25 protein-coding genes and 1 tRNA gene are annotated in these 25,228 nt (G+C 66.4%); 18 read left to right on the top strand and 8 right to left on the bottom strand.

Going from position 1 to position 25,228, the window contains the following annotated elements:
- Positions 1 to 27: 27 nt before the first annotated feature.
- The 3 genes from GII31_RS06265 to GII31_RS06255 all read left to right on the top strand — a co-directional run bounded on the left by GII31_RS06265 (position 28) and on the right by GII31_RS06255 (position 1,368).
- A complete protein-coding gene (locus GII31_RS06265; protein ID WP_213247782.1) occupies positions 28 to 486 on the top strand; it encodes a hypothetical protein in 459 nt (152 codons plus the stop codon).
- Positions 479 to 877, top strand: coding sequence for a helix-turn-helix domain-containing protein (locus GII31_RS06260; protein ID WP_213247780.1), 399 nt, complete (start codon positions 479 to 481; stop codon positions 875 to 877). The genes GII31_RS06265 and GII31_RS06260 overlap by 8 nt, the downstream gene beginning before the upstream one ends.
- Positions 878 to 1,029: 152 nt before the next feature.
- Positions 1,030 to 1,368: a hypothetical protein gene (locus GII31_RS06255; protein ID WP_213247778.1), complete on the top strand. Its 339-nt coding sequence runs from the start codon at positions 1,030 to 1,032 to the stop codon at positions 1,366 to 1,368.
- 117 nt (positions 1,369 to 1,485) lie between these two features.
- Here GII31_RS06255 and GII31_RS06250 read toward each other — a convergent pair.
- Positions 1,486 to 1,557, bottom strand: a tRNA-Gln gene (locus GII31_RS06250).
- 127 nt (positions 1,558 to 1,684) lie between these two features.
- On the bottom strand, positions 1,685 to 2,440 hold the full coding sequence (gene fabG / locus GII31_RS06245; protein WP_213247776.1) for a 3-oxoacyl-ACP reductase FabG: 756 nt from the start codon (positions 2,438 to 2,440) through the stop codon (positions 1,685 to 1,687).
- A 142-nt stretch (positions 2,441 to 2,582) separates the two neighbouring features.
- Between fabG and glmU the strand changes: the two genes are divergently transcribed.
- Positions 2,583 to 4,106 (top strand): bifunctional UDP-N-acetylglucosamine diphosphorylase/glucosamine-1-phosphate N-acetyltransferase GlmU, encoded by a 1,524-nt coding sequence (gene glmU / locus GII31_RS06240; protein ID WP_213247774.1) that lies wholly within the window; start codon positions 2,583 to 2,585, stop codon positions 4,104 to 4,106.
- A 41-nt stretch (positions 4,107 to 4,147) separates the two neighbouring features.
- A complete protein-coding gene (locus GII31_RS06235; RefSeq protein WP_213247772.1) occupies positions 4,148 to 5,125 on the top strand; it encodes a ribose-phosphate diphosphokinase in 978 nt (325 codons plus the stop codon).
- 10 nt (positions 5,126 to 5,135) lie between these two features.
- Here the strand turns inward: GII31_RS06235 and GII31_RS06230 are convergent, their stop codons facing one another.
- A complete protein-coding gene (locus GII31_RS06230) occupies positions 5,136 to 5,741 on the bottom strand; it encodes a hypothetical protein (RefSeq protein WP_213247770.1) in 606 nt (201 codons plus the stop codon).
- Positions 5,742 to 5,824: 83 nt separating this feature from the next.
- Here GII31_RS06230 and arsC point away from each other — a divergent pair, with 83 nt between their 5' ends.
- Positions 5,825 to 6,166, top strand: coding sequence for an arsenate reductase (glutaredoxin) (gene arsC / locus GII31_RS06225; RefSeq protein ID WP_213247768.1), 342 nt, complete (start codon positions 5,825 to 5,827; stop codon positions 6,164 to 6,166).
- Positions 6,167 to 6,200: 34 nt separating this feature from the next.
- Here arsC and GII31_RS06220 read toward each other — a convergent pair whose 3' ends face one another.
- From GII31_RS06220 to GII31_RS06205, 4 genes are all read right to left on the bottom strand, one after another.
- Positions 6,201 to 6,638 (bottom strand): limonene-1,2-epoxide hydrolase family protein, encoded by a 438-nt coding sequence (locus GII31_RS06220; protein ID WP_213247766.1) that lies wholly within the window; start codon positions 6,636 to 6,638, stop codon positions 6,201 to 6,203.
- Positions 6,639 to 6,681: 43 nt separating this feature from the next.
- Positions 6,682 to 7,098: a DUF2752 domain-containing protein gene (locus GII31_RS06215; RefSeq protein WP_246222125.1), complete on the bottom strand. Its 417-nt coding sequence runs from the start codon at positions 7,096 to 7,098 to the stop codon at positions 6,682 to 6,684.
- Positions 7,099 to 7,111: 13 nt separating this feature from the next.
- The gene (locus GII31_RS06210) at positions 7,112 to 7,600 is read right to left on the bottom strand and encodes an NINE protein (protein ID WP_246222124.1); all 489 of its coding nucleotides are present in this window, start codon (positions 7,598 to 7,600) and stop codon (positions 7,112 to 7,114) included.
- A 123-nt stretch (positions 7,601 to 7,723) separates the two neighbouring features.
- Positions 7,724 to 9,298: an AMP-binding protein gene (locus GII31_RS06205; protein WP_213247764.1), complete on the bottom strand. Its 1,575-nt coding sequence runs from the start codon at positions 9,296 to 9,298 to the stop codon at positions 7,724 to 7,726.
- Positions 9,299 to 9,431: 133 nt separating this feature from the next.
- On the opposite strand from GII31_RS06205, the gene GII31_RS06200 reads away from it, so the two are divergent.
- The 7 genes from GII31_RS06200 to GII31_RS06170 all read left to right on the top strand — a co-directional run bounded on the left by GII31_RS06200 (position 9,432) and on the right by GII31_RS06170 (position 16,623).
- Positions 9,432 to 10,253, top strand: a complete 822-nt coding sequence (locus GII31_RS06200; protein ID WP_213247762.1) for a helix-turn-helix transcriptional regulator — start codon at positions 9,432 to 9,434, stop codon at positions 10,251 to 10,253.
- Positions 10,254 to 10,487: 234 nt separating this feature from the next.
- Entirely contained in the window at positions 10,488 to 11,069 is a 582-nt protein-coding gene (locus GII31_RS06195) for a 50S ribosomal protein L25/general stress protein Ctc (RefSeq protein WP_407649904.1), read from the top strand.
- 14 nt (positions 11,070 to 11,083) lie between these two features.
- Positions 11,084 to 11,650: an aminoacyl-tRNA hydrolase gene (gene pth / locus GII31_RS06190; RefSeq protein ID WP_213247758.1), complete on the top strand. Its 567-nt coding sequence runs from the start codon at positions 11,084 to 11,086 to the stop codon at positions 11,648 to 11,650.
- A gap of 121 nt (positions 11,651 to 11,771) precedes the next feature.
- On the top strand, positions 11,772 to 12,827 hold the full coding sequence (locus GII31_RS06185) for a beta-ketoacyl-ACP synthase III (protein WP_407649903.1): 1,056 nt from the start codon (positions 11,772 to 11,774) through the stop codon (positions 12,825 to 12,827).
- Positions 12,828 to 12,879: 52 nt separating this feature from the next.
- A complete protein-coding gene (locus GII31_RS06180) occupies positions 12,880 to 13,338 on the top strand; it encodes a hypothetical protein (RefSeq protein ID WP_213247754.1) in 459 nt (152 codons plus the stop codon).
- Positions 13,339 to 13,679: 341 nt separating this feature from the next.
- Complete coding sequence (locus GII31_RS06175) at positions 13,680 to 14,858, top strand: alkane 1-monooxygenase (RefSeq protein ID WP_213249931.1); 1,179 nt, start codon at positions 13,680 to 13,682, stop codon at positions 14,856 to 14,858.
- 154 nt (positions 14,859 to 15,012) lie between these two features.
- A complete protein-coding gene (locus tag GII31_RS06170; RefSeq protein WP_260840490.1) occupies positions 15,013 to 16,623 on the top strand; it encodes a peptide chain release factor 3 in 1,611 nt (536 codons plus the stop codon).
- 262 nt (positions 16,624 to 16,885) lie between these two features.
- On the opposite strand, the gene GII31_RS06165 is transcribed toward GII31_RS06170, so the two are convergent.
- Positions 16,886 to 17,896 (bottom strand): enoyl-CoA hydratase/isomerase family protein, encoded by a 1,011-nt coding sequence (locus GII31_RS06165; protein ID WP_213247752.1) that lies wholly within the window; start codon positions 17,894 to 17,896, stop codon positions 16,886 to 16,888.
- 189 nt (positions 17,897 to 18,085) lie between these two features.
- On the opposite strand from GII31_RS06165, the gene GII31_RS06160 reads away from it, so the two are divergent.
- The 5 genes from GII31_RS06160 to GII31_RS06140 all read left to right on the top strand — a co-directional run bounded on the left by GII31_RS06160 (position 18,086) and on the right by GII31_RS06140 (position 25,221).
- Positions 18,086 to 18,937 (top strand): hypothetical protein, encoded by an 852-nt coding sequence (locus GII31_RS06160; protein ID WP_213247750.1) that lies wholly within the window; start codon positions 18,086 to 18,088, stop codon positions 18,935 to 18,937.
- 26 nt (positions 18,938 to 18,963) lie between these two features.
- Complete coding sequence (locus tag GII31_RS06155; protein WP_260840338.1) at positions 18,964 to 21,054, top strand: DUF6603 domain-containing protein; 2,091 nt, start codon at positions 18,964 to 18,966, stop codon at positions 21,052 to 21,054.
- Between the two features lie 15 nt (positions 21,055 to 21,069).
- Positions 21,070 to 22,341: a hypothetical protein gene (locus GII31_RS06150; protein ID WP_213247747.1), complete on the top strand. Its 1,272-nt coding sequence runs from the start codon at positions 21,070 to 21,072 to the stop codon at positions 22,339 to 22,341.
- A gap of 120 nt (positions 22,342 to 22,461) precedes the next feature.
- On the top strand, positions 22,462 to 23,712 hold the full coding sequence (locus GII31_RS06145) for an IS256 family transposase (RefSeq protein WP_260840337.1): 1,251 nt from the start codon (positions 22,462 to 22,464) through the stop codon (positions 23,710 to 23,712).
- 66 nt (positions 23,713 to 23,778) lie between these two features.
- The gene (locus GII31_RS06140; RefSeq protein WP_213247745.1) at positions 23,779 to 25,221 is read left to right on the top strand and encodes a hypothetical protein; all 1,443 of its coding nucleotides are present in this window, start codon (positions 23,779 to 23,781) and stop codon (positions 25,219 to 25,221) included.
- The last annotated feature ends 7 nt before the right edge of the window (positions 25,222 to 25,228 follow it).

Raw genomic sequence — 25,228 nt, 5'->3', positions numbered from 1 at the left:
GTACAGGCTGTGCAGCACCCACCCCAGATGCCCGTCGATCAGCAGTTGACAGGTCACCTATCCTGGAGGAGGAGTGAAGTTAAAACTACACAGCTTTTCAAGGAGATCCACAGTGGGCCGGTCAAGACCATCGTCGGCATAGTCGACACCAACGGCGTGTGCGAGGCGCACGACTACCTGGCAGGACTGAACGCGGCGGACCAGGCTCAGTTCATGGCGCGGTTCGAGCGATACACCCAGATCGGCTACCTGCGCAGCCCTGAAGAGATGCGGATCATCGAGGAGTCAGGTGTCGATATCCGGGTCCACGAGATCAAGACGCGAAACGGGCATCGGCTCTTCGGCGTCGAAGAGGCCCATCGGTTCGTCGCATCCCACGGGACGCGCAAACCGAAGCCGAAAGCAGTGAAGAAGCACGCCCAACGCACCCGCGAGGACTACCGCGACGTGTGTGAGCGAGAGGAACAGGAGAACGAGAATGGCTGACTGGTTCAAGGCCACGCCCGAGAGCGAGCGGCTACTCAGCGAGGAACGGCTCATTCTGGAGGCGACAGAAACCGTCTACGAGGCCTTGGAGCGTTCCGGCACAACCAAAACGAACCTCGCCAGCCGACTTGGCGTTACCAAGAGCGAGATCGGCCAGCGCCTCAGTGGTCGCCGGAATCTCACCATCCGGTCGTTCGCAGCGATGCTGCATGAACTCGGCCTCGAAGCGAAGATCGTGACGAGGCCACTCACCCGGCACGATGAGATCCCGAACGACGACATCACAGCTCGCCGGCGTCAACAGGTGCCTGTTCCCGATGCCGTCACCTATCGGACCTCGCCGGTGCGGCTCGTAAGTACGTCCACCTCTCCCGAGGCCGTCGCCGGATGAAGGTGCACATTTCTGCCGAGGAAGGCGCGGCCGCAAACCAGCGCGTACTGATTTCGGTAGAAAGCCTGGCCGACATTCACCTGGTCAGTTTGAACTGCGAAGCGCGCCGACCGGTTTCCGGCGGCAACCTGACTCTCCTCACGGAGGTGGGCGTGAACGGAGTCGTTGACGGACGACGACTGGTGACTACCTCCAAGTACCGCGCCTGGGCCACCGATGATGACACCGACGACGGCCCAGACGGCAACGGAGTCAAGTGGCTGATCACCGCATCGATCAGCGTGAACTGGGTACTCAGGGACGGCGCCGAAGTTACCTACGCCGATGCTCAGTGCTTCGCCGCCGCACAGGGTGCGATGACATGCCACCCCTACGCGCGTGAGCTCATCCAGAACATGACATCGCGGATGAGTTACCCCGCAGCCACACTCGACCTGGCGCACAGCCCTTGGGCCGGCGACGGCATCGAGCTCAACCTGCCCGATCGCTGACGAGCACGCCGCATCATCAGACCGACCGCGTGGTCCGGCTGCGCTATCGGCACGCTATCGACATGACGGTTGGTGAGCTTCCGCAGAAACCAGCGTTTACCTGGTCTTATATGGTTGCTCCCCCACCAGGACTCGAACCTAGAATGCCTGAACCAAAATCAGAAGTGTTGCCGATTACACCATGGGGGATCACTGCGCTGACGATTGTGCCACAGCACCTCGCCCGCGCCGCAACTCGATTCCCGCTCACCCTCTCGGCAGGCGCTCACGGTATTCGGTGAGCGCGTGCCGATCGGATGGGCGGGAGACCGGGCGGTCAGTCCTTCGGGCCACCGGCGACGTAGATGACCTGGCCCGACACGAAACCGGCGCCTTCGCTGGCGAAGAACGACGCGGTGTGCGCGATGTCCTCGGGCTCGCCGACGCGCGCGACCGGGATGGCCGCCGCGCTGGCCTTCTTGAAGTCCTCGAACTCCACCCCCATGCGGGCGGCGGTGGCGGCGGTCATCTCGGTGGCGATGAAGCCGGGGGCGATGGCATTGGCGGTGATGCCGAACTTGCCGAGTTCGATGGCGAGGGTCTTGGTGAAGCCCTGCATGCCGGCCTTGGCGGCCGAGTAGTTGGCCTGGCCGCGGTTACCGAGCGCCGAGGTGCTCGACAGGTTGACGATGCGGCCCCAGCCGGCGTCGACCATGTGCTTCTGGCAGGCCTTGGACATGTTGAACGCACCGCGCAGGTGAACCGCCATGACCGCGTCCCAGTCGTCGACGCTCATCTTGAACAGCATGTTGTCGCGGATGATGCCGGCGTTGTTGATCAGGACGGTGGGGGCGCCCAGTTCGGCGACAACCTTGTCGACGGCCGCGGCCACCGAGTCGGCGTCGGATACGTCGGCACCCACCGCGATCGCCTTGCCACCGGCGTCGGTGATCGACTTCACGGTGTCGGCGCACGAGTCGGCATTGAGGTCGAGCACGGCAACCGCCAGCCCGTCACTCGCCAGCCTCCGCGCGACCGCCGCGCCGATCCCGCGTGCCGATCCGGTGACAATCGCAACCTTCTGTGTGCTCACTACAGCTACCTCCGTTTGGTGATCATGAGTTGTACGCCCCGTCACATTGGTTTTATCAGGTGCGGGCACCTATCCTGGCCACCGGCTTTGGGCTTGGTACTCACAGGCGGGCCGCCGTGCCCGGGACGAGCGGAGAAATCTCATGACCGACATCGCTGTGGTTGTCCTCGCGGCAGGCGCGGGCACCCGGATGAAGTCGACGACCCCGAAGATCCTGCACACCCTGGCTGGGCGCAGTCTCGTCGGCCATGCCCTGCACGGTGCCGCCGGTCTGGACCCGCAGCACCTGGTAGCCGTCGTCAGCCACGAACGTGAACTGGTCAGCGCGGCGATCGGCGAGATCGCCGGGCAACTGGGCGTATCGGTCGCCATCGCCGACCAGCCCGAACCGCGCGGCACCGGCGACGCCGCCCGCGTGGGTCTGGACCGGCTGCCCGCCGACTTCACCGGCACCGTCGTCGTCACCGCCGCCGACGTGCCGCTGCTCGACGCCGACACGCTGCGCGCCATCATCGACGCCCACACCGCCGACGGTGGTGCCGCGGTCACCCTCACCAGTTTCGTCGCCGACGATCCCACCGGCTACGGGCGCATCGTGCGCTCACCTGCCGGCGCGGCGGAGGCGATCGTCGAGCACAAGGACGCCACCGCCGACCAGCGGGCGATCACCGAGGTCAACGCCGGTGTGTATGCCTTCGACGCCGCCCTGCTGCGCGACGCCCTGGCTCAGGTGTCCACCGACAACGCCCAGGGCGAGTTCTACCTGACCGACGTCATCGAGATCGCCCGCAAGGCCGGGCGCACCGTCCGCGCGCACATCGTCGACGACCCGTACCTGGTGGCAGGCTGCAACGATCGGGCGCAGCTGTCCGATCTGGCGGCCGAGCTCAACCGGCGGATCGTGCGCGGCCATCAACTCGCGGGGGTCACCGTCGTCGACCCGGCCACCACCTGGATCGACGTCGAGGTCACCATCGAAGCCGATGTCACCATCGAACCCGGTACCCAACTGCGCGGGCACACCACGATCGCCGGGGGTGCCGTCGTCGGCCCCGACAGCACCCTCACCGATGTCACGATCGGGGTTGGTGCGCAGGTGATCCGCACCCACGGCACCGACGCGCAGATCGGGGACGGCGCCACCGTAGGACCGTTCGCCTACCTGCGTCCGGGTACCCGTCTGGGTACCTCGGGCAAGATCGGCACCTTCGTGGAGACCAAGAACGCGCGGATCGGCGATCACACCAAGGTTCCGCATCTGACGTACGTGGGTGACGCCGAGATCGGCGAGCACACCAACATCGGCGCCTCGAGTGTGTTCGTTAACTACGACGGAGTGAACAAACACAAAACGGTGATCGGCTCCCACTGCCGTACAGGATCTGACAATATGTTTGTCGCCCCTGTTCAGGTCGGTGACGGCGCCTACACGGGAGCCGGGACGGTGCTGCGGGAGGACGTTCCACCGGGGGCGCTTGCGGTGTCGGCTGGGTCACAGCGGATCATCGAGGATTGGGTGCCGCGCAAACGGCCGGGCACGGCGGCGGCGCTGGCCGCGCTCGACGCCCGGCACGGTGCGCACACCGACGGCAACGCGGACGCCGACGGCGATGCGGACGCCGACGGTAATGCGAACACCCACAAGGCCGCGGGCCTTGACAACTGAACACCACGACTCACCCGCCAGCCCCGAGTAGAAGAGATTTCATGTCCTGGACGACTGACAACCAGAAGAACCTGATGCTGTTCTCTGGCCGTGCCCACCCCGAACTCGCACAGGCCGTCTCCGACGAGCTCGGTGTGAAGATCACCCCCCAGACCGCGACGGACTTCGCCAACGGCGAGATCTTCGTGCGGTTCGAGGAGTCGGTGCGCGGGTCGGATGCCTTCGTGCTGCAGAGCTGCCCGAACCCGCTCAACCAGTGGGTGATGGAGGCGCTGATCATGATCGACGCCCTCAAACGCGGATCGGCCAAACGCATCAGTGTGATCCTGCCGTTCTACCCGTACGCCCGCCAGGACAAGAAGCACCGCGGCCGCGAACCGATCTCCGCGCGCCTCATCGCCGACCTGCTGCAGACCGCGGGCGCCGACCGCATCATCACCGTCGACCTGCACACCGACCAGATCCAGGGCTTTTTCGACGGTCCGGTCGACCACATGCACGCCCTCGGCCAGCTCGCCGAATACGTGCGCAAGAACTACGGCACCGAGAACGTGTGCGTCGTCTCTCCCGACGCGGGCCGCGTCAAGGTGGGCGAGAAGTGGGCCGACGCGCTCGACGGCGCACCGATGGCGTTCGTGCACAAGACCCGCGACCCCGACGTGCCCAACCAGATCAAGTCCAACCGTGTCGTCGGTGACGTCGCCGGCAAGACCTGTGTCCTGATCGACGACATGATCGATACCGGCGGCACCATCGCCGGGGCGGTGCGAGTGCTCAAGGAGGCCGGTGCGGGCGATGTCATCATCGCCACCACACACGGCGTGTTCTCCGATCCGGCGGCCGAACGCCTGGCCACCTGCGGCGCCAAGGAGGTCATCGCCACCGATACGCTGCCGATCCCCGAGGACAAGCGGTTCGAGAATCTGACCGTTCTGTCGATCGCTCCGCTGCTCGCGCAGACGATCCAGGAAGTGTTCGAGAACGGCTCGGTGACCAGTCTGTTCAACGGCAGCGCCTAGCGGTCCGGGCTCAGCCGGGGCGCCGTTTCACCATCAGGGCGGTGCCACCGGCGAGCAGGATCCCGGCTCCGGCGGCCACGGCGATCCCGATGTGACCCCGGTTGCCACCGCCCGTGCCGGACTCGCCGGAAGTCCGGGTGGGGCCGGTTGCCACCGGTGAGAACACCGGACCCGCATGAGCGATGACCGACGAGGCGTCGGAGTTCAGGTTGTCGCACAGCGACGCACCCCACTCACCATCCCCGGTGGTGACACCGCCACCGGGCCATCCGAGCACGATGGTCCGCGTCCGCCCCTTGGTCAGGGTGATTCCGCACGCACCCGCCGGTGACGCGCTGACGACGGTGATGGTGTCGGGCAATCGCCTCTTGTAACTTCGTTGCACCCGCACCACGCTGCGCGAGCCCGTCGCGTCCTCCGTCACCGAGACGGGGGTGCCGACGATGATCGCCCCGGCCCGGTCGGCGATCTGTTCGGCGGTGCGCGGCGCGCAACTGCACGCACATGCCGGGGAGGTACCGACGGCCAGCGACAGCATCGCGCACGCGATGAGTGCGGCCACCAGCACCACGGCCCGCGTCCGGGGGCGTCGCAGTACTCGGGTGAGTTCGGCCATACCCGCCATGATCGGGCGGAACCCGGCATCGGGTACCCGAATCGGCTGCGATTGCACCAACCGAATGACCTACCGTGGACGTCATGGACGCGACGATCTATCACAACCCGAAGTGCTCGACCTCGCGCAAGGCGCTCGCCCATCTGCGGGAGGCGGGAATCGAGCCGACGGTCGTCACGTATCTCGACACCCCGTACACGCGTGAGCAGCTCACCGGTTTGCTGGCCGATGCCGGACTCACCCCGGCCCAGGCCGTACGCAAACGTGAAACGCTGTACAAGGAACTGGATCTGGGGAGCGCATCCGACGAGGAGATCCTCGAGGCGATGCTCGAGCACCCGATCCTGGTGGAGCGACCGTTCGTTGTGACAGCCAAGGGAACCCGGCTGACCCGGCCGATCGACAAGCTCGACGAGATCATCTGAGGCCGACCAACCGCGCCGACAGCCGTCCGGCGACTCAGACCGCGACCCTCGCGGGAAATGGTCGTTGCACGGCCGGCACCAGCAGCGCGGCGACGCCACGCAGGGTGCCCTTCAGGCAGTCGAAGTAGTCGAAGTAGTCGCGCCACACGGTGATCCTGCCTTCAGAGGTCTCGAAACGCCCCCATACCCAGAAACGGATGGTCAGAGGGCCTAACCGCAGTTCGTCGACGCGTTCGGTCAACACCACCGATCCCTCGGCGGACACATTCACCATGCGGTAGTCGAATCCGATCCGGTACTTCGGCATGCCGGCAAAGCCCCTGGTCACCTTGCGCTTCCCCCGGATCGTGGGCAGTGAGACGTTGGTGTAGACGATGTCATCGTCCAGATCGGCCATAGCGGTCGCGATATCGGAGCGGGCGAGTGCGTCAAGGAAGTGGGTGGCGAGATCGACAGGTGTCTGAGAGGTCATTGACTCAGTGTGCCGCAGCCGTCGCCGAGGTTTGCTGTCGATGTCAGATCTCGCCGATCAACCGGATCACCGCATAGGCCAGCCATATCACCAGAACCACGCGGGTCAGGCGATGCCGGACGATGGTCTCGATCGCGGGCGGGGGGCGGCGACGGACCCGGCGCACCCCCGCCACCACCGCCAGAATCACGACGGCGGCGATGAGCAGGGGTCCGAAGACGTTGGCGCCGAACGCCGCAGCCCAGTCGCCGTGTACCGCATACACCCACGATCGGGTCAATCCGCAACCCGGACAAGACAGCCCGGTCATCATCCGGAACGGGCAAAGGATGGGCCCGTCCTCGATGTGCGCCGGTGACACCACCGCGGCGACGCCGAGGGCGGCCACCCCTGCGGCGGCCACCCATTCGGCGGTCGCCACCCGGTTCAGCGAGCCGGACACAGCGTTGGATGTGGACACCGGGTCACCGGGTTCAGGCCAGCGGCCGGCCGGAGCTGTCGCGGAAATTGCGGGTGGCGATCAGCACGATGTCGATCAGCCACCACACGTAGAAGCCGCCGCAGGTGATCAGCTTCAGGATGCCCAGGCCGGTCTGACCCACATAGAAACGGTCGACGCCGAGACTGCCGAGGAACACCGACAGCAGCAGCGTGGTGAGCCACTCGGAGGTGGAGAACAGGCCCGGAACCTGCTTCGCGGGAAACGGGTGCGGGCTCTCGGCCGACCGGATCAGGGTGTCGCCGCGCACCTGCCCGGAGATCGCCATCTGCTGGAGCTGGGCGAAACTGACCGGCCCCTGCTCGTAGCCCATCTGGTTGACGTAGAACTGCCCCGACATCCCCGACATCCCCGGCATCCCGGGCGTCGGCTGGGCACCGAACTGTCCGGCAGGCTGCCCGTAGTGCTGCGGCGGCAGCCCGAACTGGGCGTTCTTGTCGGGCTCGGGTGGTTGGTAGGTCATGAGCGCACATAGTACGGACCACATGGGGTCCGGTCACGGTGACACCGCGGGAAGCGTTCATCGGAACGACACGCACGCGGTGACCGGCGTCCGCGGCGGCCGGCCACCGCGCCCGATTCGGACTCATTCGCGGCGACGCAGGAGGAACCGCTGGATCTTGCCCGACGGCGTCTTGGGCAACGATTCCACGAAGTGCACGGTGCGCGGGTAGGCGTGTGCGGCGAAACCGGTCTTGACCAGTTGCTGCAACTCGGTCTCGAGGGCGTCGTCACCGGTCAGCCCCTCGGCGAGCACCACGAACGCCTCCAGAACCTCGCCGCGGAGCTCGTCGGGACGCCCGACGACGGCGACGTCGATCACCGACGGATGGGTGATGAGCACGCTTTCCACGTCGAAGGGCCCGATCCGATAGCCGGCCATGATGATCACGTCGTCATCGCGGGCGGAGAAGTAGAAGTTGCCGTCCTCGTCGACGCGGCCGGTGTCGCCGGTCAGGTACCAGCGTCCGTCGTCGGTGTAGCGGGCGGCGGTCTTCTCCGGCGCGTCGAGGTAGCCGGGGAACCAGAACGCGGGACTGGCGGGGACGTCGATGGCGATCTGCTCACGCACGATGCCGGTGGCGAAGCCGGGCATCGGCCACCCCATCGACCCGGGGATCAGCGGTGCGCGCAGTTCGTCGGCCCAGTGGTTGTTGATGAACATGCCGTGTTCGGTCTGCCCGTAGTGGTCGCGCACCTCGGTACCGAGCGCGGTGCGCGCCCAGCCGATCACATCCGGGGTGAGCGGCTCCCCGGCCGAGGACGCCCGCCGCAGACCGAAGCCGTCGACGGCGGGTGTCTTGCTCAGCGAGCGATACACCGTCGGTGCCGCCGCGAAGTTGGTGACGCCCAGTTCGGCGAACACCTTCGCCGTGATCTCCGGAGAGAATCCCGCCTGCAGAAGTATGTTGGGCCGGCCGATCACCAGCGGGCCGAGGATGCCGTAGTACAGGCCGTACGCCCAGCCCGGGTCGGCCGCGTTCCAGAAGACGTCGTCGTCGCGGACGTCGAGGCCGTAGCGCATGTACGTCCGGAACGAGGCGAGTGCGCGCATCGGAACCGGCACGCCCTTGGGGGTTCCGGTGGTGCCGCTGGTGAACAACAGGATCAGGTGTCCGTCACCGCCGACCGCGACCGACTCCGCGAGGGGTTCGCTGCCGGCGACGAGGGTGTCGAAGCCGAGGACACCGGTGTCGCCGGCGACGATCGTGGTGAGCCCGTCGATCGGGGTGAGCTTGTCGGCCTGGCCGGTCTCGGTGACCACGATGCTCGCGCCACCGCCGCGCAGCCGCATCTCGATGGCTGGTGTGGCGAACGCGGTGAACAGCGGAATGTACACCGCGCCGAGCCGGGCCAGCGCCAGGAGCGTCACCACCAGCTCGGCCCGCTTGCCCATCAGCACACCGACGCGGGTGCCGGTGCCGACGCCGAGTCCGGCGAGCGCGGTGGCCAGCCGGCGCGAGTCGTCCGCGAGTTCGCCGTAGGTGATCGGTGTGGTCACCAGTGCGCCGGCCTCGTCGAGCGCGACGGAGATGAAGGCGGCCGCCGTGGGGTCGTGGCGGTCGACCAGCAGGTGCGCGGCGTCGGCGTCGGCGGCGCCGTACCGCGCGAGCCAGTAGGCGACGGCCGTGTCCACGGTGGACGGAACGGTGTTGGTCATGGTCTCTCCCAGAGGTAAGCCAGGTCACATTTCTCGGCTATTCTGCGATAAGGACGATGTCGACAACACCCTCCGAAGAGGGGTACCGGGGCGGCACCATCGGCGGTGCGTGAATGGAGGTGATGAGCTACCGATGAACACCGCGGCTCCCATCCCCGATCCGAGTCTGGCGGCCCGCGTCAACAGTTCACTGCACCGGCTCCGCACGGTCAGCGGCGTGCCGCTGGCGATCGGCGCGCTCGTCCAGCGCAACCGCGCGCTCCGGCTGGACCTGTTCTCCGGAAACACCGCCGGGGTGATCAACGGCGTCTCGGTCGACTTCGGCCACGGACTCGGCGGCAAGGTACTCACACTGAATCGCCCGCTGGTGGTCGACGATTACCTGGTGAGCCCGCATATCACCCACCGCTACAACCCGGTGATCGCCGCCGAGAACGTGCACACGATGGTGGCCGCGCCGGTGATCGTCGACCGCGTGCCGGTGGCGGTGATCTACGCCGCGCTGCGCTCTGTCACCCCGATCGGCGACCGCACCCTCGACGCCATCTCCGGCGAGGCGCGCCAGCTCGAACAGCAGATCGTCGCCGCACACGCCGCGGGGCTCGATGACGTCGGCGGTGACGGCCTGCGCGAACGGGTCGCCGCCGCCTATGCCCAGTTGCGGGAGTTGACCCGGACCGTCGACGACCATGGCCTCGCGTCCGCGATCACCCGCATCACCGACGAACTGCTCGGCGACACCGGCCCCACCGGCCAGGTCGGCGAGTTGACCGCGCGTGAACAGGACGTACTGGCACTGGCCGCACTGGGCTTCTCGAACGCCCGGATCGCGCAATCGCTGGGGATCGGCCTGCACACCACCAAGGGCTACATGAAGGCCGTGCTGCATAAGCTGGGCGCCTCGAACAGGGTGGAGGCCGTGGTGATCGCGCGACGAAACCGTCTGCTTCCGTAAGTGATCACGTCGGGGCGAATCGGGTGCCACCGGTCGCCGATGTGACTTATCGCCCCGACGTGCCCTAGAATCGGCGGCGTTGTCTCGGCGAGGGTGACCTGATCACCGTTATCGGCGCGACCATCGCGACTCTCCTGGGCGATGCCTCCCTGTGCATCCCGGTGTCGTCGTGGTGCGTGCGCCGTCTGCGGTGCTCACCACTCACGCGGCAAAACCGATCAAGAGGAGAACATCATGTCGTCCACCACCACGCTCGCGGTGACCAACCGTTCCGAGAAGGGTAAGGGCGCCGCCCGCCGCGCGGGCAACGTCCCCGCCGTGCTCTACGGCCACGGCACCGATCCGGTGCACCTGAACCTGCCGGCCCGTGAATTCGCCGCCATCCTGCGCGCCAACGGCACCAACGCCGTCATCGACCTCGACATCGAGGGCACGAGCCAGCTCGCGCTGACCAAGCAGGTCGACGTACATCCGATCCGCAGCTACATCGAGCACGTCGATCTCCTGGTGATCAAGCGCGGCGAGAAGGTCACCGTCGAGGTCACCGTCGCGATCGAGGGCGACGCCGCACCCGGCTCGCTGGTTGTCCAGGACGCCAGCGTCATCGAGGTCGAGGCCGACGCACTGTCGATCCCCGAGCACATCGTCGTCAGCATCGAGGGTGTGGCCGCCGGTACCGCGATCCACGCCGGCGACGTGACTCTGCCCGAGGGCGTGACCCTCACCAGCGATCCCGAACTGCTGGTCGTGGCCGTCAACGAAGCCCCGCAGGCCGCCGACGACGACGCCGACAACGCCGACGAAGCGGCCGAGTAAGACTCACCATCGGAGTGAAACTCATTGTCGGCCTGGGTAATCCAGGCCCCCAATACGAGAAGACCAGGCACAATGTCGGCGCGATGGTCGTCGACGCCCTGGCCGCCTCGGCGGGTGAGCGGTGGAAGGTGCACAAGAAGTCGGGTGCACAGGTGGCCACCGCCCGCCTCGCCGGGGAGTCGGTCCTCATCGCACGGCCGACCACCTTCATGAACACCACGGGCCGGCAGGTGGGTCCGCTGGCCAAGTTCTACTCCGTGGCACCCGACGATCTGATCGTGGTGCACGACGAACTCGACATCGATTTCGGGGTCGTGCGGCTCAAACGCGGAGGCGGCGAGGGCGGACACAACGGCCTCCGATCGATCAGCCAGACCCTTGGGACCCGTGACTATCTGCGCGTGCGCCTGGGCATCGGCCGTCCGCCAGGGCGCCAGGACCCCGCCGACTACGTTCTCAAACCGTTTCCGGCCGCAGCCCGGGCCGATGTCGAGCTACTGATCGCCCACGGTGTCGATGCCGTCGAACTGCTGGCCGCCGGTGGCCTCGAAACTGCGCAGAACACCGTGCACGCGTGGTGACAATCACCACGACCGAAGACGAAAGTGCTTCGGCCCGGAACGAACCGGCGACAGGGCTCTGCGGGCATAGAATCCTATATTGACGAGCCGCAGCGACGCGGACAGCAGCCAGGAGGTAGTCGTGGCACAGATCGTAACCACAATAGGACAGCAGAATGTCGCGATGCTGGGCGTGGGAGCGTATCGCCCCCGGCGTCTGATCACCAACGACGAACTCTGCCAGACCCTCGACTCGACTGACGAGTGGATCTACGAGCGCAGCGGTATCCGCGCGCGGCGCTGGATCAGCGGCGACGAGACCAACCGGACGATGTCGGTCAGCGCCGGTGAACGCGCCATCGTCAACAGTGGTATTGACCGGTCGAAGATCGATTGCGTGATCCTGGCGACAAGCACCTGGCCCACGATCACCCCGCACGGCGCCCCGTCGGTCGCCTACGACCTCGGCATCAACGGGGTTCCCGCCTTCGACCTCGTGTCCGGTTGCGGCGGCTTCTGCTACGGAGTGTCGGTCGCGAGTGCGCTGATCAACGCGGGCAGCGCCACCAATGTGCTGCTCATCGGCGCGGAAACGATGTCACTGAGCCTGGATGTCACCTCGCGCTCGACGGCCTTCCTGTTCGGCGACGGTGCGGGTGCCGTGGTCATCGGGCCCGCGGCGGAGAACGGCATCTCCCCCACCGTGTGGGGCAGCGACGGCGAGAACGCCTCGGCCATCGGACAGACCATCAACATTCCCGACTTCATCAACCCGGAGATCAAGGACAAGCCGCGGATGTTCCTCACAATGGAAGGACAACGCGTTTTCCGGTGGGCCGCGATCACCCTGCCCAAGGCGCTCTCGGGGGCCCTCGACCTAGCCGGAATGCACCCGGAGGACATCGAGGTATTCATTCCGCATCAGGCCAACGCCCGCATCAATGATCTGATGAAGAAGAACCTGGGCCTGCCCGACACCGTCCCCGTCGCAGGCGACATCGAGTTCACCGGCAACACCTCGGCGGCGTCGATCCCGCTGGCGATGGAGGAGATGCTCGCCACCGGCAAGGCCAAGGGCGGCCAGACCGCGCTGATGCTCGGCTTCGGCGCCGGCCTGTCGTATGCCGCGCAGGTGGTGACATTGCCGCCCGCGCCGAAGGTCACCAGTCTCGACGATCGCTCGATCCCCGGCACCTGAAGGGTCCATGCTGGAATACGGTCAGGTTTCGTCTCCCGAGGAGGGCCACGCCGTGTACTCGAGACATTGCCGGCACAACAGCAGCGGCGGACGCCGCAACCCGGCACGGTCGGTGGCGATCGTCACTCTGGTCGCCGCGACGGTCTGCTCGGTCGGCATCGCCGGCATCGCGCCGGCGCGTGCCGCGAGCGCACCGGTCCTACGGATCTCGCTGTACAACGGTCCGCAGGAGTGGACCGGTTGGCGGTCCTATCTGGACACCAAGGGCAACCGCGAGTGCCGGGTCCGGGTCGCCGCACCGGCATCGACCAAGGTGCGCAGAGTTGCCCGGGTGAATGGCCGAGGGCACTTCGCCTGGCCGCAGAACTACCTTCCCGCCGGCCGGTATCGGCTTCAGGTGACGTGTCCGAATACGCGGTCGGCGGCGGTGAGTTTCTACTCGCCCCGCAACCGGATGAATGATGCCCGCACCATGTTCAGCGACTACACACAAGGCGTTCTGGGCGTGTGACCGGGCCTCACCGGCATACCGCGACGTAGTTGCAACACACTTCTTCACGGTGTGATACAAATTGCACCTGAATGATTCTCCGGGTTACATCTCGGCGAAAATCCCAGGATTCGGCGAAAGTCCCAGGACAAGCCCGGCAGTCAGATTCGACACGGCCAACCTCACCCCCAATCCCCGACTACGTTGTCGTCCGTTCAGAGGAGCGGGCCGGACGCCGCCTTGACACAGTTCCGTCAGCGGCCAGAATGGAACGTAGACAGGGGGAGATTCCACTTTGTATCGAGATTGTGTTGTGGCGTGGGAGGACCTGGATGCGCGCTGATAAGTCACGCGTCCGTCCGATGCGGATACGCAACCGCGCCACCCGCGAGCAGGATGTCGACCACCGGCAGCAATGGCGCGACCCGCACAAGGGGTTGTGGCTCTCGGGGCTGATCGTTCCGCTGACCCCGTTCATCGCGTGGGGTCTGGTCACGCTGCTCGGTCCGGGACTCTTCTGGGCCGCGGGCCTGCTGGTGATCGCCCTGATACCGTCCCTCGACCGTTTCTACGGACCCGACCGGACCAATCCGCCCGACGAGGTGATGAAGCAACTGGAGAATTCGCGCTACTACCGGTGGTGCCTGTTCCCCTACATTCCGTTGCAGTACGCGGGCCTGGTCCTGGCCTGCTACCTGTGGGCGTACGCACCGATGGGCGTGCCCGAACGCATCGCGCTGGCCACCACCGTGGGTGTGGTCGGCGGCCTGGCGATCAACGTCGCCCACGAACTCGGCCACAAGCGCACCAGCCACGAGCAGTGGCTGTCGAAGATCGCACTCGCCCAAACCTGGTACGGCCATTTCTACGTCGAGCACAACTACGGCCACCACACCCGGGTCGCCACCCCCGACGACCCCGCCAGCGCCCGCTTCGGCGAGTCGTTCTGGCGGTTCTGGCCCCGCACCGTATCCGGCACGTTCAAGCTCGGCTGGCAGATCGAGAGCAAACGGCTCAGGCGGCAGGGCAAAAGTGTCTGGAGCCTGCGCAACAATGTCCTGAACGCGTGGCTGATGTCGGCGTTGCTGTACATCGTGCTCATCGCGGTGTTCGGCTGGTCGATCCTGCCGTACCTGATCATCCAGGCCGTGTTCGGTTTCTCCTTCCTGGAGATCGCCAACTACATCGAGCACTACGGGTTGCTGCGCGAGAAGCGCCCCGACGGCAGGTACGTCCGGGTCGCGCCGCATCACAGCTGGAACAGCGACTTCGTGATGAGCAACGCGCTGCTCTACCACGTCCAGCGGCATAGCGATCACCACGCGCATGCCGGTCGGCGGTATCAGACCCTGCGGTCGTTCGGCGATTCCACCCCGCAGTTGCCCGGTGGTTATGTGTCGATGGGCGCGTGCGCGCTGATCCCGCCGCTGTGGCGCCGCGTCATCGACAAACGCCTGCTCGCCTACTACGACGGCGACGTGACCCGGCTCAACCGTGGCCACGTCGACGACGAGGCCGGTCCCGCGCAGGACGCAGCGTAGCCGCGGCCCCACGACTGCCCGGCGCAGATGTGGTTCCACAACAGATTTGGCCAGGTCACAAGCGGGCAAGTAACCTCGTCGGGTGAGCACCGAAGGTCAAAGCACTCAGGATCAGACGGGCAGCGGAGGGCAATCGGGCGGTGCATCCGCCCGGGTGGCCGGCGAGGTGCGCCGCCGTCGGACCTTCGCCATCATCTCCCACCCCGACGCCGGTAAGTCGACGATGACCGAGGCGCTGGCCCTGCACGCACGCATGATCAGCGAGGCCGGCGCCATTCACGGCAAGGCCGGCCGCAAGTCGACCGTGTCGGACTGGATGGAAATGGAGAAGGCCCGCGGCATCTCCGTCAGTTCCACCGCGCTCCAGTTCAACTACAGTCCCTCGGGATCGCCCGCGGCTCCCCCCGCAGACCCCGACGCGACTTTCGTCATCAACCTCGTCGATACGCCCGGTCACGCGGATTTCTCCGAGGACACCTACCGGGTGCTGACCGCCGTCGACGCCGCGGTGATGCTCATCGACGCCGCCAAGGGTCTGGAACCGCAGACGCTGAAACTGTTCCAGGTGTGCCGCCACCGCGGCATCCCGGTGATCACCGTCATCAACAAGTGGGACCGGCCCGGCCAGAGTCCGCTCGAGCTGATCGATGAAATCACCGACCGGATCGGCCTGATCCCCACTCCCCTGTTCCTGCCCGTCGGTATCGCCGGCGACTTCCGCGGACTCCTGGACCGGCGCACCGGAGAATACATCGCGTTCACCCGCACCGCGGGCGGGGCGAAGATCGCGCCCGAGGAGATCCTGGACCCGGATGCCGCGTCGGTCCGCGAGGGCGACGAGTGGAGTTCGGCACTCGAGGAGAGCGAACTGCTCTCGGAGATGGGCCAGGACCACGACCAGGAGATGTTCCTGGCCGGACAGACCTCGCCGATGATCTTCGCCTCGGCGATGCTCAACTTCGGCGTGCGTCAGCTGCTGGAGGCGCTCGTGGCACTCGCCCCGGCACCGTCGGGGCGGGCATCGGTGAACGGCGACGTCCGCGAACCGGCCGACCCGTTCAGCGCGGTCGTGTTCAAGGTGCAGGCGGGCATGGACACCAGCCACCGTGACCGGCTCGCGTTCATGCGCATCGTGTCCGGCGAATTCGAACGCGGCATGGTGGTCACCCACGCGCAGACGGGCAAACCGTTTGCCACCAAATACGCGCAGGCGGTGTTCGGCCGCGACCGGTCCACCGTCGACCGCGCCTACCCGGGCGACGTGGTGGGCCTGGTCAACGCGATGACACTGGCTCCCGGTGATTCACTGTTCACCGGCCCGAAGGTACAGTTCCCGCCGATCCCGTCGTTCGCGCCGGAACACTTCTCGTCGCTGCGGGCCACCACCGCCGACAAGTACAAGCAATTCCGCAAGGGTATGGATCAGCTCGACAGCGAAGGCGTGGTGCAGGTGCTGCGCAACGACCTGCGCGGCGACATGGCGCCGGTGCTCGCCGCTGTGGGACCGATGCAGTTCGAGGTGGTCACCGCTCGGCTCAAATCCGAGTTCAACGTCGACACCGTGATCGAGCCACTCGGCTACTCGCTGGCCCGACGCACCGACGAGAGCAGCGCCGCCGAACTGAACCGGCAGCGCGGCGTCGAGGTGTTCACCCGCACCGACGGTGCCCTACTCGCCCTGTTCAGCGACAAGTGGCGGCTGCAGTACGTCGAGAAAGAACACCCCGAACTGACCCTCGACCCGCTGGTCGCCGCAGCCGACTAAATGTGATTGATGTGAGGTTGCTGGTGAACCCGCTTTCCGGGACTGACAGCAACCTCGACGCCCTCCGCCCCAATGGGTAGCATGTCCGAACTGTGATCGAGTTGGGCGGCAAGACCGCCACCGGGTTCCGGGTGCCCGCGTCGGCAATCGAGACGATGGGTACGGTACGGTCATCGACTATCCCACGTCGGCGACCCGCATCGGCACTGCGCGTCCTGCTATCTGATTGGTTAGCGGTTCAGAGCTTGGTCGCCGCAGCGGACTACTCGCCCAGGAGGCGACGGATCTCGGTCTGGTCGACGGCGTCGACCGTAGACGGGGTGAAGGCCGGGTTGCGATCTTTGTCGACGAGCACCGCCCGGACGCCTTCGACGAAGTCGGGGGTGGCGCAGACGCGAGCACCTACCCGCAGTTCCCGGTCCAGGCATTCGGCCAGGTCAGAGGACTTACCCGCGTCGATCAGCGCGGCGGTGACCCACAGGCTCGTCGGGGAGGCGTGGGCGAGTAGGTCGAGCATCTCCCGCGCCCACTCGTCGGCGGGATCTTCTGCGGCGCCCTGTAATCCGCCGACCAGCGCGGTGACGTTCGAGTCGCTGAAGTATTCGGCGATCCGGCGTAGCGGCAGCTCGGACTCGACGTGCGCCGAGCGGGGTCGCAGCGCCTCACCCAAGCTGACGCCGGCGCGGATGTCGCCGGCGAGCGCGGGCAGATCGTCAGCCTTCACGTGGTGGGTGGCCAGACCGACGGCCACGGCGTCCGCGCCGCGCAACCGGGCGCCGGTCAGGCCGAGCCACAGCCCCACACCGTCGGGCAGGCGCGGCAGGAAGTAGGTGGCGCCGATGTCCGGGAAGAACCCGATCGCCGTCTCGGGCATCGCGATCAACGCGTTCTCGGTGACGACGCGGATCTCGCCATGCACCGAGATGCCCAGTCCCCCACCCATCGCCGCGCCATCGATCAGCGCCACATACGGTTTGGGGTATTCGGCGACCAACTGGTCGAGCCGGTACTCCGCGGTGAAGTATGCCTCGATGGCCTGGGGTTCGCCGTCGAGCGCGTGTTGCCGGATGGCCCGGATGTCGCCTCCGGCGCAGAACGCCCGTGGATGGGCCGAGGTGACCAGTACCGTCTCGATCGCATCGTCGTCACCCCAGGTGAGCAGGGTCTGATACATTTCGTCGATCATGCTCTGATCGAGTGCGTTGAGGGCTTTGGGCCGGTCGAGGATGATCTCGCCGACTCCGTTCGCGATGCTGGTCCGGATAAACGACATGCCTCCACGCTAGTGAACGGGCGCGGCCGGTCCCACACCACCTCACCGATCTCGCGCTCGTGTCGTCACCGGCCGTCACGCGTACGCGGACCAGCCCCGTCACCGGATGGCGGTTCGGGTAGCGCCGCAGGAGAAGACAGGTAGCTCTCTACTCGCGTGACCGGCCGGTGGCGGGTGGAGTGTGAAGTCATGCCACCGATCAACCCCGACAATCTCCAGACGGCATTCGCCCAGCTGCTGGACGCCGCGACGAAGGCGGGCGCCGACGGTTCCCGGCAGCTCACGGATCTCTTCGACCAGGTCGGAACGCTCACCGACGATGTCCGGGACCTCCCGGACACCGCGAAGGAACGCCTGAAGCAGATCACCGACAATCCCGATTGGTGGTCGCTGCTGGTATTTCTCCTCGTGCGCATCGCCGAACTCGATCACGACCACATGAGGGTCGGTGCCAGGAAGCCGCCGGGCTGGGTGCGAACGCTGACGCTGACCTACACCCCCGAAGGCCCTGCTCCCGCTGCCACACTGGGCCTGGCGATTGTCGGCGACGAGAGCGACCCCACCCTCAAGCGCGGGCTGCTGCTCGACATCACCCAGGCACTGGATGTCTCGATTCCGCAGCAGGACAGCATGTTCGGATTGACACTCAAGGCCGACGGGACCTGCGGGTGGGTGTTCGAGTTCGGCAGTCCGCCCACACCTCCGGACGGCGACGTCTCCGTCGATATCGGGTTGTTCTACGACGGCCTACCGGATCTCGGTCGTTCCCCGGCTGCCGTGACCACGGGACGAGCCAGGCTCACCCTCGCATTGAACAGCACCCCCGCCCCGTCGGAGAAGTGCTATTCGCTGACGGCAGGCCTCGGCTCGCCGAACACGGCCGCCGACGCCGGGGTCCGCGCGCACGTCGACTTCGGATCGATGCTCGGAATCCTGGGCACCGTGATCGACATAAGGACAATCGACGAACAATACAGTCCCGCATATACATTGCCAGCATCGGGCGAACCCTCTTTCGTTCTCAACCACCGTGGCACCTGAGAACGATCGTGAAAGCGAGAGCCACCATGACTGATTCGACGAACTCCTCCGGCATGAGCACCGACATCGTGCTCGTCGTCGATGTCCGGACGGGCCACGACAATCGCCTCGACGTCGAACTCGGCGCCGAGATGGGGATCGACTTCTCCGGCGGCCCACCCGGCGTAACCGTCACCGTCGAACATATGGTCCTGAAATCCACTGTTGCCCTAAAGTTCTCATCCGGCCGTCTCAGACTGCTACCGCAGGTCCAGGCACACCCGCCGACCGGCGCCCGGGTGAGTCTGGACCTGGGTGGCGTGACGGCAGGCGGATACCTGCGGCACCGGAACGAGCCCCCGATCGACGAGTGGCTCGGCGCGATCGCCGCGGACCTGGGGCCCGTGGAGGTCACCGGACTGTTCATCATCGGCCGCGTCGACCGGATCCCGAGTTTTCTGGCGGTGCTCGGCGCCCGATTCGCCCCCGGCATTCAGATCGGTTTCGGATTCGAAGTGACCGGGGTGGGGGGACTGATCGGCGTCAACCGGACCGCGAACACCGATCTGATGCGTGAGCGACTCGCCGGCGGGGCGGTCGGCAACGTACTGTTCTGCGAGGACCCCGTCAAGAACGCGCCGACCATCCTCGACGATCTCAGTCACTTTTTTCCGAGCGCACAGGGGCGCGTCATCGTCGGCCCCACCTTTCAACTCAGCTGGATAAAGCCCATCATCCGGGCGGATGCCGGAATCCTGATCGAGCTGCCCGGGCCGGCCAAGATCATCATCATCGGCAGTCTGCGGGTGCTCATCGGCGCGAACGAGAACGCCGCGCTGCTGTTTCTCAGAATGGACTTCGTCGGTGAGGTCGACCTGCAACGACAGCTGGTCTCACTGGACGCGCAACTCGTCAATTCTCATGCGTTACAGATCTTCCGCCTCACCGGAGGGATGGCGCTGCGCATGTACTACGGCCCCGATCCGTATGTACTCCTGACCATCGGCGGATTTCACCCGCGGTTCGATCCTGGTCCGCTCACGCTGCCGGCCGTGCCCCGCGTAGGCGCGGCGCTCGAAGCCCCGGTCGGCGCCTTTCTCCGATTGGAGATGTACACCGCTTTCACCCCGAACACACTCCAGGCCGGCGCCCATGTCCAGGCGGGCATGCGGCTCGGGCCGTTGAGCGCGGACGGCTACTTCGACTTCGATACCCTGATAACGTTCAAGCCGTTCACCTTTGATGTCGAGTTCGCGGCCGGTTTCGCGGTCCGCGTCTTCGGCAGGAGTCTGGCGAGCGTCGACGTGTCCGGTCGCCTCACCGGGCCGGGTCCGCTCGTGATCCATGCCCGGGCCTCGGTCAAGATTCTTCTCGTTCGTGTCTGTGGCAGCGCGACTTTCACTCTCGGCTCCCGCAACGGCGATTCGGTGACGGCCATCCCCAGCGTGATCGACGCGATCGCCGGAGAACTGCCGAAACCGGAGAATCTCGTGGCCTCCGGCGGTGACCGGGCAGTGCGGCTGCGCACCGATGTCGCCCGGCCGGCGAACCGGGCACTGCTCTACCCCTCCGGGACACTCAAATGGACGCAGAGGCGGGTACCGCTGGGCGTCGACATCCAGCGGCTGGAGAACGCTCCGCTCGCCGGAACCGGACACCGATTGTCGGTTGTCCCCGTACCGGGCACGCCCGCACCGGTATTCGAATCCGCCCGCGAATGGTTCAGCCCGGCGTCCTTCTCCTCGTGCGACAGCTCGGAGCTGATGAACAACGCGGGTTTCGAGCAACTGCCCGGCGGCATCACGTTCACCGCACCGGCGGTGGCGACCTCGGGCGACGCGAGGGACTCGAACCTGAACATCCGTGTGGTCAAGCTCCCGCGAAAACTGCTGATCCCCGGGGGAACTTTCCGGGGATACGGCGTACCCGGACTCGTCGAGGCGCTGTGGGAAAGCACTTTCACCCCCGCTGTCGCCGCACAGGATCGGGCGGTCCGCGTTTCCATCGAGACGTTCGTCGTCCTGGCCCCAGGCGGAGTCGTCTCGGCGACCGAGGATTCGTCGGTTCAGGCACGCCTGTGCTCACAACGGTCGGGCGGGGTCGCGATTGCCGCCTCCGATGTCGCGGTGGCGCTGTGAGCGAAGGAGTTCGAGATGACCGCTGACAAGATCAGGTTCCTGAGCTGGAGCCGGTCCGGAATCTACGACCTGGTCGGCTCCGAAACGCTGACGGACGGCAGGTTGACGGGCCGGGTCACGCTGTCGCTGACCGACGACGGCGAGCCTGGGCATCCGCCGGCAACCGGCAACGCCGCGTTCACGCTCATCGGCGCCCGGGATATCGCCACCATCGATCCGCGCAGCGTCCTGCGCTGCGCGCCGGCGGCCGATTCCACCGGAGCCGAAACCACCAAGATGGTGCACGTCGACTTCGTTGACCCCTCGCTGCCGTGGCAGTATTCGCCGACGTTGGCGCACGGCGCGAGGCTCCGTCCGTGGATCGTGCTGATCGTCGCCCGACGTGACGAAGCCGTCGTCGACCGGGCGCGAGGTGTGATCACGGTACCGGCGAGTTCGCTACAGGGTCTCGATCTGCAGCGGCGTTCCCATAACTGGGCGCACGTGCAACAGGAGGGCGGCCACCAGATCTCCCGACTGGTGTGTCCGCAGGTCGCGCCGGGTTCGGCGACAGACGACGACGTTCTGGCCGCCGACACCGACTATGTGGCCGCGGTCGTGGCGGCGTTCGACGACAGCGGGGGCCCAGCCTGGGCCTCCCCTACGAACCAGGCCGCAGTGCGGTTGCGGCTCATGTTCTCCTGGAGTTTCAGCACCGGGGACGCCGGCGACTTCGAGACCCTCGCCGGTGCGATCCGGCTCGGACGGGCCGGCGGTCTGGGTCGCGCGCCGTTGACGTACGTACGTGGCGGCTCCGAGGCAGATGCCGACGCGGTCAACCTCCACCTACGCGGAGCGATCACCGGTCTGGCCGCCGACGACACAACCGAGGTGCTGAACGCGGCACAGGCCGCCGCCGACTTGGTCAGGCGCCGAGAGTCCCTGGAAGCCGCCGTCGATCCGCTGGGACGCAAGGTGACCGGGTTCGCGCGGTATGGCTCGGTCTGGGCCGCCGATCCCGATACCACCGAATGGGGGGCCGCCCTCAACGCCGATCCCCGCCTGCGGGCCACCGCGTCACTGGGCATCCGCATGGGCCGCGACGCCCAGGACGGGCTCGTGGAGGCAGTCATGACCCAGCTCGGATCATTGCCTCTCGCCGCACATCTGGTATCCACTCTGGCATTCGGACTGCACCACGGCGCCTCATCGCTGGCCCGGCACCTGCCGTCGGATCGGGCCCGGCAAGTCGATGTCCTGAGCCCACTCCTCCGACGGATGCGGGCCACCCACAGTAGTGCCCCATAGAGTGGTGTAACTCGGTGACCAGGACCGTGGCCGGCAGCGTGTGGCTGTCGGGCAGGGAAGCGGTCACCGTGTGATCCTTCGAGTCAACCTCTCACAGAATCCTCGAATGGAGTCATCACGATGACCGCACCCCACATTGTCGACCCGGCCGGCCTGTTGAGCCAAGCTCTGACCGACGCGTCACCGGATCTGATGCGCGAGCTGCTGCAGACAGTGATTAACGCCCTGCTGTCTGCGGATGCCGACGCCGTGTGCGGCGCCGAATGGGGCCGCCGGTCCGAAGAGCGCACCAACTACCGCAACGGCTACCGCCACCGACCCCTCGATACCCGCGTAGGCACCATCGACGTCGCCGTGCCCAAGCTCCGGTCGGGCACCTACTTCCCCGAGTGGTTGCTCGAACGCCGCAAACGCGCCGAGTCCGCGCTGATCACCGTGGTCGCTGACTGCTATCTCGCCGGGGTCTCGACCCGCCGGATGGACAAGCTGGTCAAGACCCTGGGCATCGATTCGTTGTCGAAGTCGCAGGTCTCCCGCATGGCCGAAGACCTCGACGAACAGGTTGCCGCGTTTCGTCACCGCCGACTGGACGAGGCCGGCCCGTTCACGTTCGTCACCGCGGATGCGTTGACGATCAAGGTCCGCGAGAACAAGCAGGTCGTCAAAGCCGTCGTGCTGCTGGCTACCGGAGTCAACGGTGACGGTCATCGTGAGGTGCTCGGCATGCAGGTCGCCACCAGTGAGACCACAGCCTCGTGGAACACCTTCTTCGCCGACCTCGTGGCCCGCGGCCTGGGCGGAGTTCGCCTGGTGACTTCCGATGCCCATGCCGGGCTCATCGAGGCGATCGCAGCGAACCTACCGGGAGCTGCCTGGCAACGCTGCCGCACCCATTACGCGGCGAATCTGATGGCGGTGTGTCCGAAGTCGATGTGGCCAGCAGTCAAGGCCATGCTGCACAGCGTCTATGACCAACCCACTGCTGGTGCGGTCAATGCCCAGTTCGACCGGCTGCTCGAATACACCGAAGACCGCCTACCCGACGTGGCCGAACACCTCGGCGACGCCCGTGAAGACCTGCTGGCATTCGCCGCGTTTCCTGATGACGTGTGGCGCCAGATCTGGTCCAACAACCCCACAGAACGACTCAACCGCGAGATCCGGCGCCGCACCGACGTCGTAGGCATCTTCCCGAACCGCGATGCCATCGTCCGTCTCATTGGCGCAGTGCTCGCCGAGCAGACCGACGAATGGGCCGAAGGCCGCCGCTACCTCGGCCTCGAAGTGCTCAGCCGTTGCCGACTGACCGTCACCGACACCGACCACACACCGGAGGTGAACACCGACCCACTGATCCAACTACCCGCCTGACCACCTACGAAGGACCACAACCAGTTACACCACTACGCGGGACTTGACCCCACCCACGGCACCGCGATGGCGGCGATCACCGGCCCGGACAGCCCGCTGGACGCCGCGGTGTTCTCCACTGCCGCGCGACGGATGTTGCGGCCACGCACCGCTCGCACCCGACACTCCGGCGAGGTCGTCACGCGTGCGGGTGTCATCGGCACGATCAATCAATGCCCGAACGAACAGCCGCCCCCGTCGGCCGGCTTTCCGGCCATCGACACGATCATGGGCGAGGACGTGCGCAGGCTTGCCGGGATCACACCGATCCCCGAGGAAATCGCCGCCGCCATGGCCGAACTCGAGGGCATGACGGTCGACCGCTCCGACCCGCGGTACGTCGACCTCATCGACAGATTTCGGACCGTCGTCGCAGACGTCACCGGGGTCCGGCCCCACGATACCTACCACCTCGACCGGTACCAGGGTTCACCGTTGTCGTGGCCGGTGCTTGTGGCCGTCCTGCGGCGTTGGCTCCCATTGGATTTCGACGGTCGCCTCGTCGACCTTGTAGGCCTGCTGCCCGAACCGCGTCCCTCCGACTGCCGCGCGCCGGACCTGGGCGATGTCGCCGGCATCATCACCGAAGCACTAGATCCGGGTTCGGTACAGGCCCCTGCCCGCCGAAGGGTACGCGGCCGTATCAGGGGGATCGACATCGATGACCTGCGCCCGCCCGAGTATCCGGCCGGAGTCGACTACGCAACCTGGATCCTGTTGCGCGATCGTGAGCCGGAGTGGCTGCTGCCGGGCGTCGGCAAGCTGGAAAAGGATTCCGTTGTGGCGATGCAGACCAACCCGATGTTCATCGACGCCTTTCTGATCGGCCTCAACACCCAACTGATGGATGAGATGCGCTGGCGCAACATCCCGATCGACCGGTCGACGACACCGTTGCTCACCTTCTGGCGTCATGTCGACTATCAGACCGGCCTGCGGGTCGCCGATATCCGCGAGGTGGGGAGTTGGCCGGCCGACAGCCCCCTCGGTGCGCCGTCACATCAGGTGCCCCAGCCGGGCGACGACGATCAGGACAACGACCTGGTTTTGGTGTTCCGCACCGATCTGTTCCGGCGGTATCCCAAGACGCTGGTTTACCTGGTCAAGACACCTGCTGCGCCGCAACCACCGGGCTCGATCGACGCGAAGTTGGCCCAGACACCGGTACTGACCTACCCGCAGGCCGCCACGAGCGAACAGGCGCGCGCCGCACGCGAATTCATCGGCCCGAACTTCACCGGAACCGTTGCCAAGGACATCGTCTTCTTTTCGTTCGATATCCGGCCCACCGATCTCAAGGACTACTGGCTGGTGCTCGACGAGCCGCCGGCGGAGTTGCGTTTCCGCGCCCCCACCGCTGTGGCCGCCGACGCCGGTGATACCTCGGCGGCCTTTGCCGCGGCGACCGTCGACACACCGACGCGGGTCGCCTTCAACGGCCGGGACCTGCTGGCCCACGGTCTTCTGTGACAGAAAG

This window comes from Gordonia pseudamarae, assembly GCF_025273675.1.
GTDB classification, from domain to species: domain Bacteria; phylum Actinomycetota; class Actinomycetes; order Mycobacteriales; family Mycobacteriaceae; genus Gordonia; species Gordonia pseudamarae.
This window is presented reverse-complemented; position numbering and strand designations above follow the sequence as displayed.

What these genes read in the sequence shown, in the direction of transcription:
- GII31_RS06210 (WP_246222124.1), bottom strand. Translation starts at nt 7,600, where the DNA reads ATGACCTACCAACCACCCGAGCCCGACAAGAACGCCCAGTTCGGGCTG.
- arsC (WP_213247768.1), top strand. Translation starts at nt 5,825, where the DNA reads ATGGACGCGACGATCTATCACAACCCGAAGTGCTCGACCTCGCGCAAG.
- GII31_RS06175 (WP_213249931.1), top strand. Translation starts at nt 13,680, where the DNA reads ATGCGGATACGCAACCGCGCCACCCGCGAGCAGGATGTCGACCACCGG.
- glmU (WP_213247774.1), top strand. Translation starts at nt 2,583, where the DNA reads ATGACCGACATCGCTGTGGTTGTCCTCGCGGCAGGCGCGGGCACCCGG.
- GII31_RS06160 (WP_213247750.1), top strand. Translation starts at nt 18,086, where the DNA reads ATGCCACCGATCAACCCCGACAATCTCCAGACGGCATTCGCCCAGCTG.
- GII31_RS06205 (WP_213247764.1), bottom strand. Translation starts at nt 9,298, where the DNA reads ATGACCAACACCGTTCCGTCCACCGTGGACACGGCCGTCGCCTACTGG.
- GII31_RS06140 (WP_213247745.1), top strand. Translation starts at nt 23,779, where the DNA reads ATGGCGGCGATCACCGGCCCGGACAGCCCGCTGGACGCCGCGGTGTTC.
- GII31_RS06230 (WP_213247770.1), bottom strand. Translation starts at nt 5,741, where the DNA reads ATGGCCGAACTCACCCGAGTACTGCGACGCCCCCGGACGCGGGCCGTG.
- GII31_RS06155 (WP_260840338.1), top strand. Translation starts at nt 18,964, where the DNA reads ATGACTGATTCGACGAACTCCTCCGGCATGAGCACCGACATCGTGCTC.
- GII31_RS06195 (WP_407649904.1), top strand. Translation starts at nt 10,488, where the DNA reads ATGTCGTCCACCACCACGCTCGCGGTGACCAACCGTTCCGAGAAGGGT.
- GII31_RS06265 (WP_213247782.1), top strand. Translation starts at nt 28, where the DNA reads ATGCCCGTCGATCAGCAGTTGACAGGTCACCTATCCTGGAGGAGGAGT.
- GII31_RS06165 (WP_213247752.1), bottom strand. Translation starts at nt 17,896, where the DNA reads ATGTCGTTTATCCGGACCAGCATCGCGAACGGAGTCGGCGAGATCATC.
- GII31_RS06200 (WP_213247762.1), top strand. Translation starts at nt 9,432, where the DNA reads ATGAACACCGCGGCTCCCATCCCCGATCCGAGTCTGGCGGCCCGCGTC.
- GII31_RS06145 (WP_260840337.1), top strand. Translation starts at nt 22,462, where the DNA reads ATGACCGCACCCCACATTGTCGACCCGGCCGGCCTGTTGAGCCAAGCT.
- GII31_RS06220 (WP_213247766.1), bottom strand. Translation starts at nt 6,638, where the DNA reads ATGACCTCTCAGACACCTGTCGATCTCGCCACCCACTTCCTTGACGCA.
- GII31_RS06260 (WP_213247780.1), top strand. Translation starts at nt 479, where the DNA reads ATGGCTGACTGGTTCAAGGCCACGCCCGAGAGCGAGCGGCTACTCAGC.
- GII31_RS06150 (WP_213247747.1), top strand. Translation starts at nt 21,070, where the DNA reads ATGACCGCTGACAAGATCAGGTTCCTGAGCTGGAGCCGGTCCGGAATC.
- GII31_RS06235 (WP_213247772.1), top strand. Translation starts at nt 4,148, where the DNA reads ATGTCCTGGACGACTGACAACCAGAAGAACCTGATGCTGTTCTCTGGC.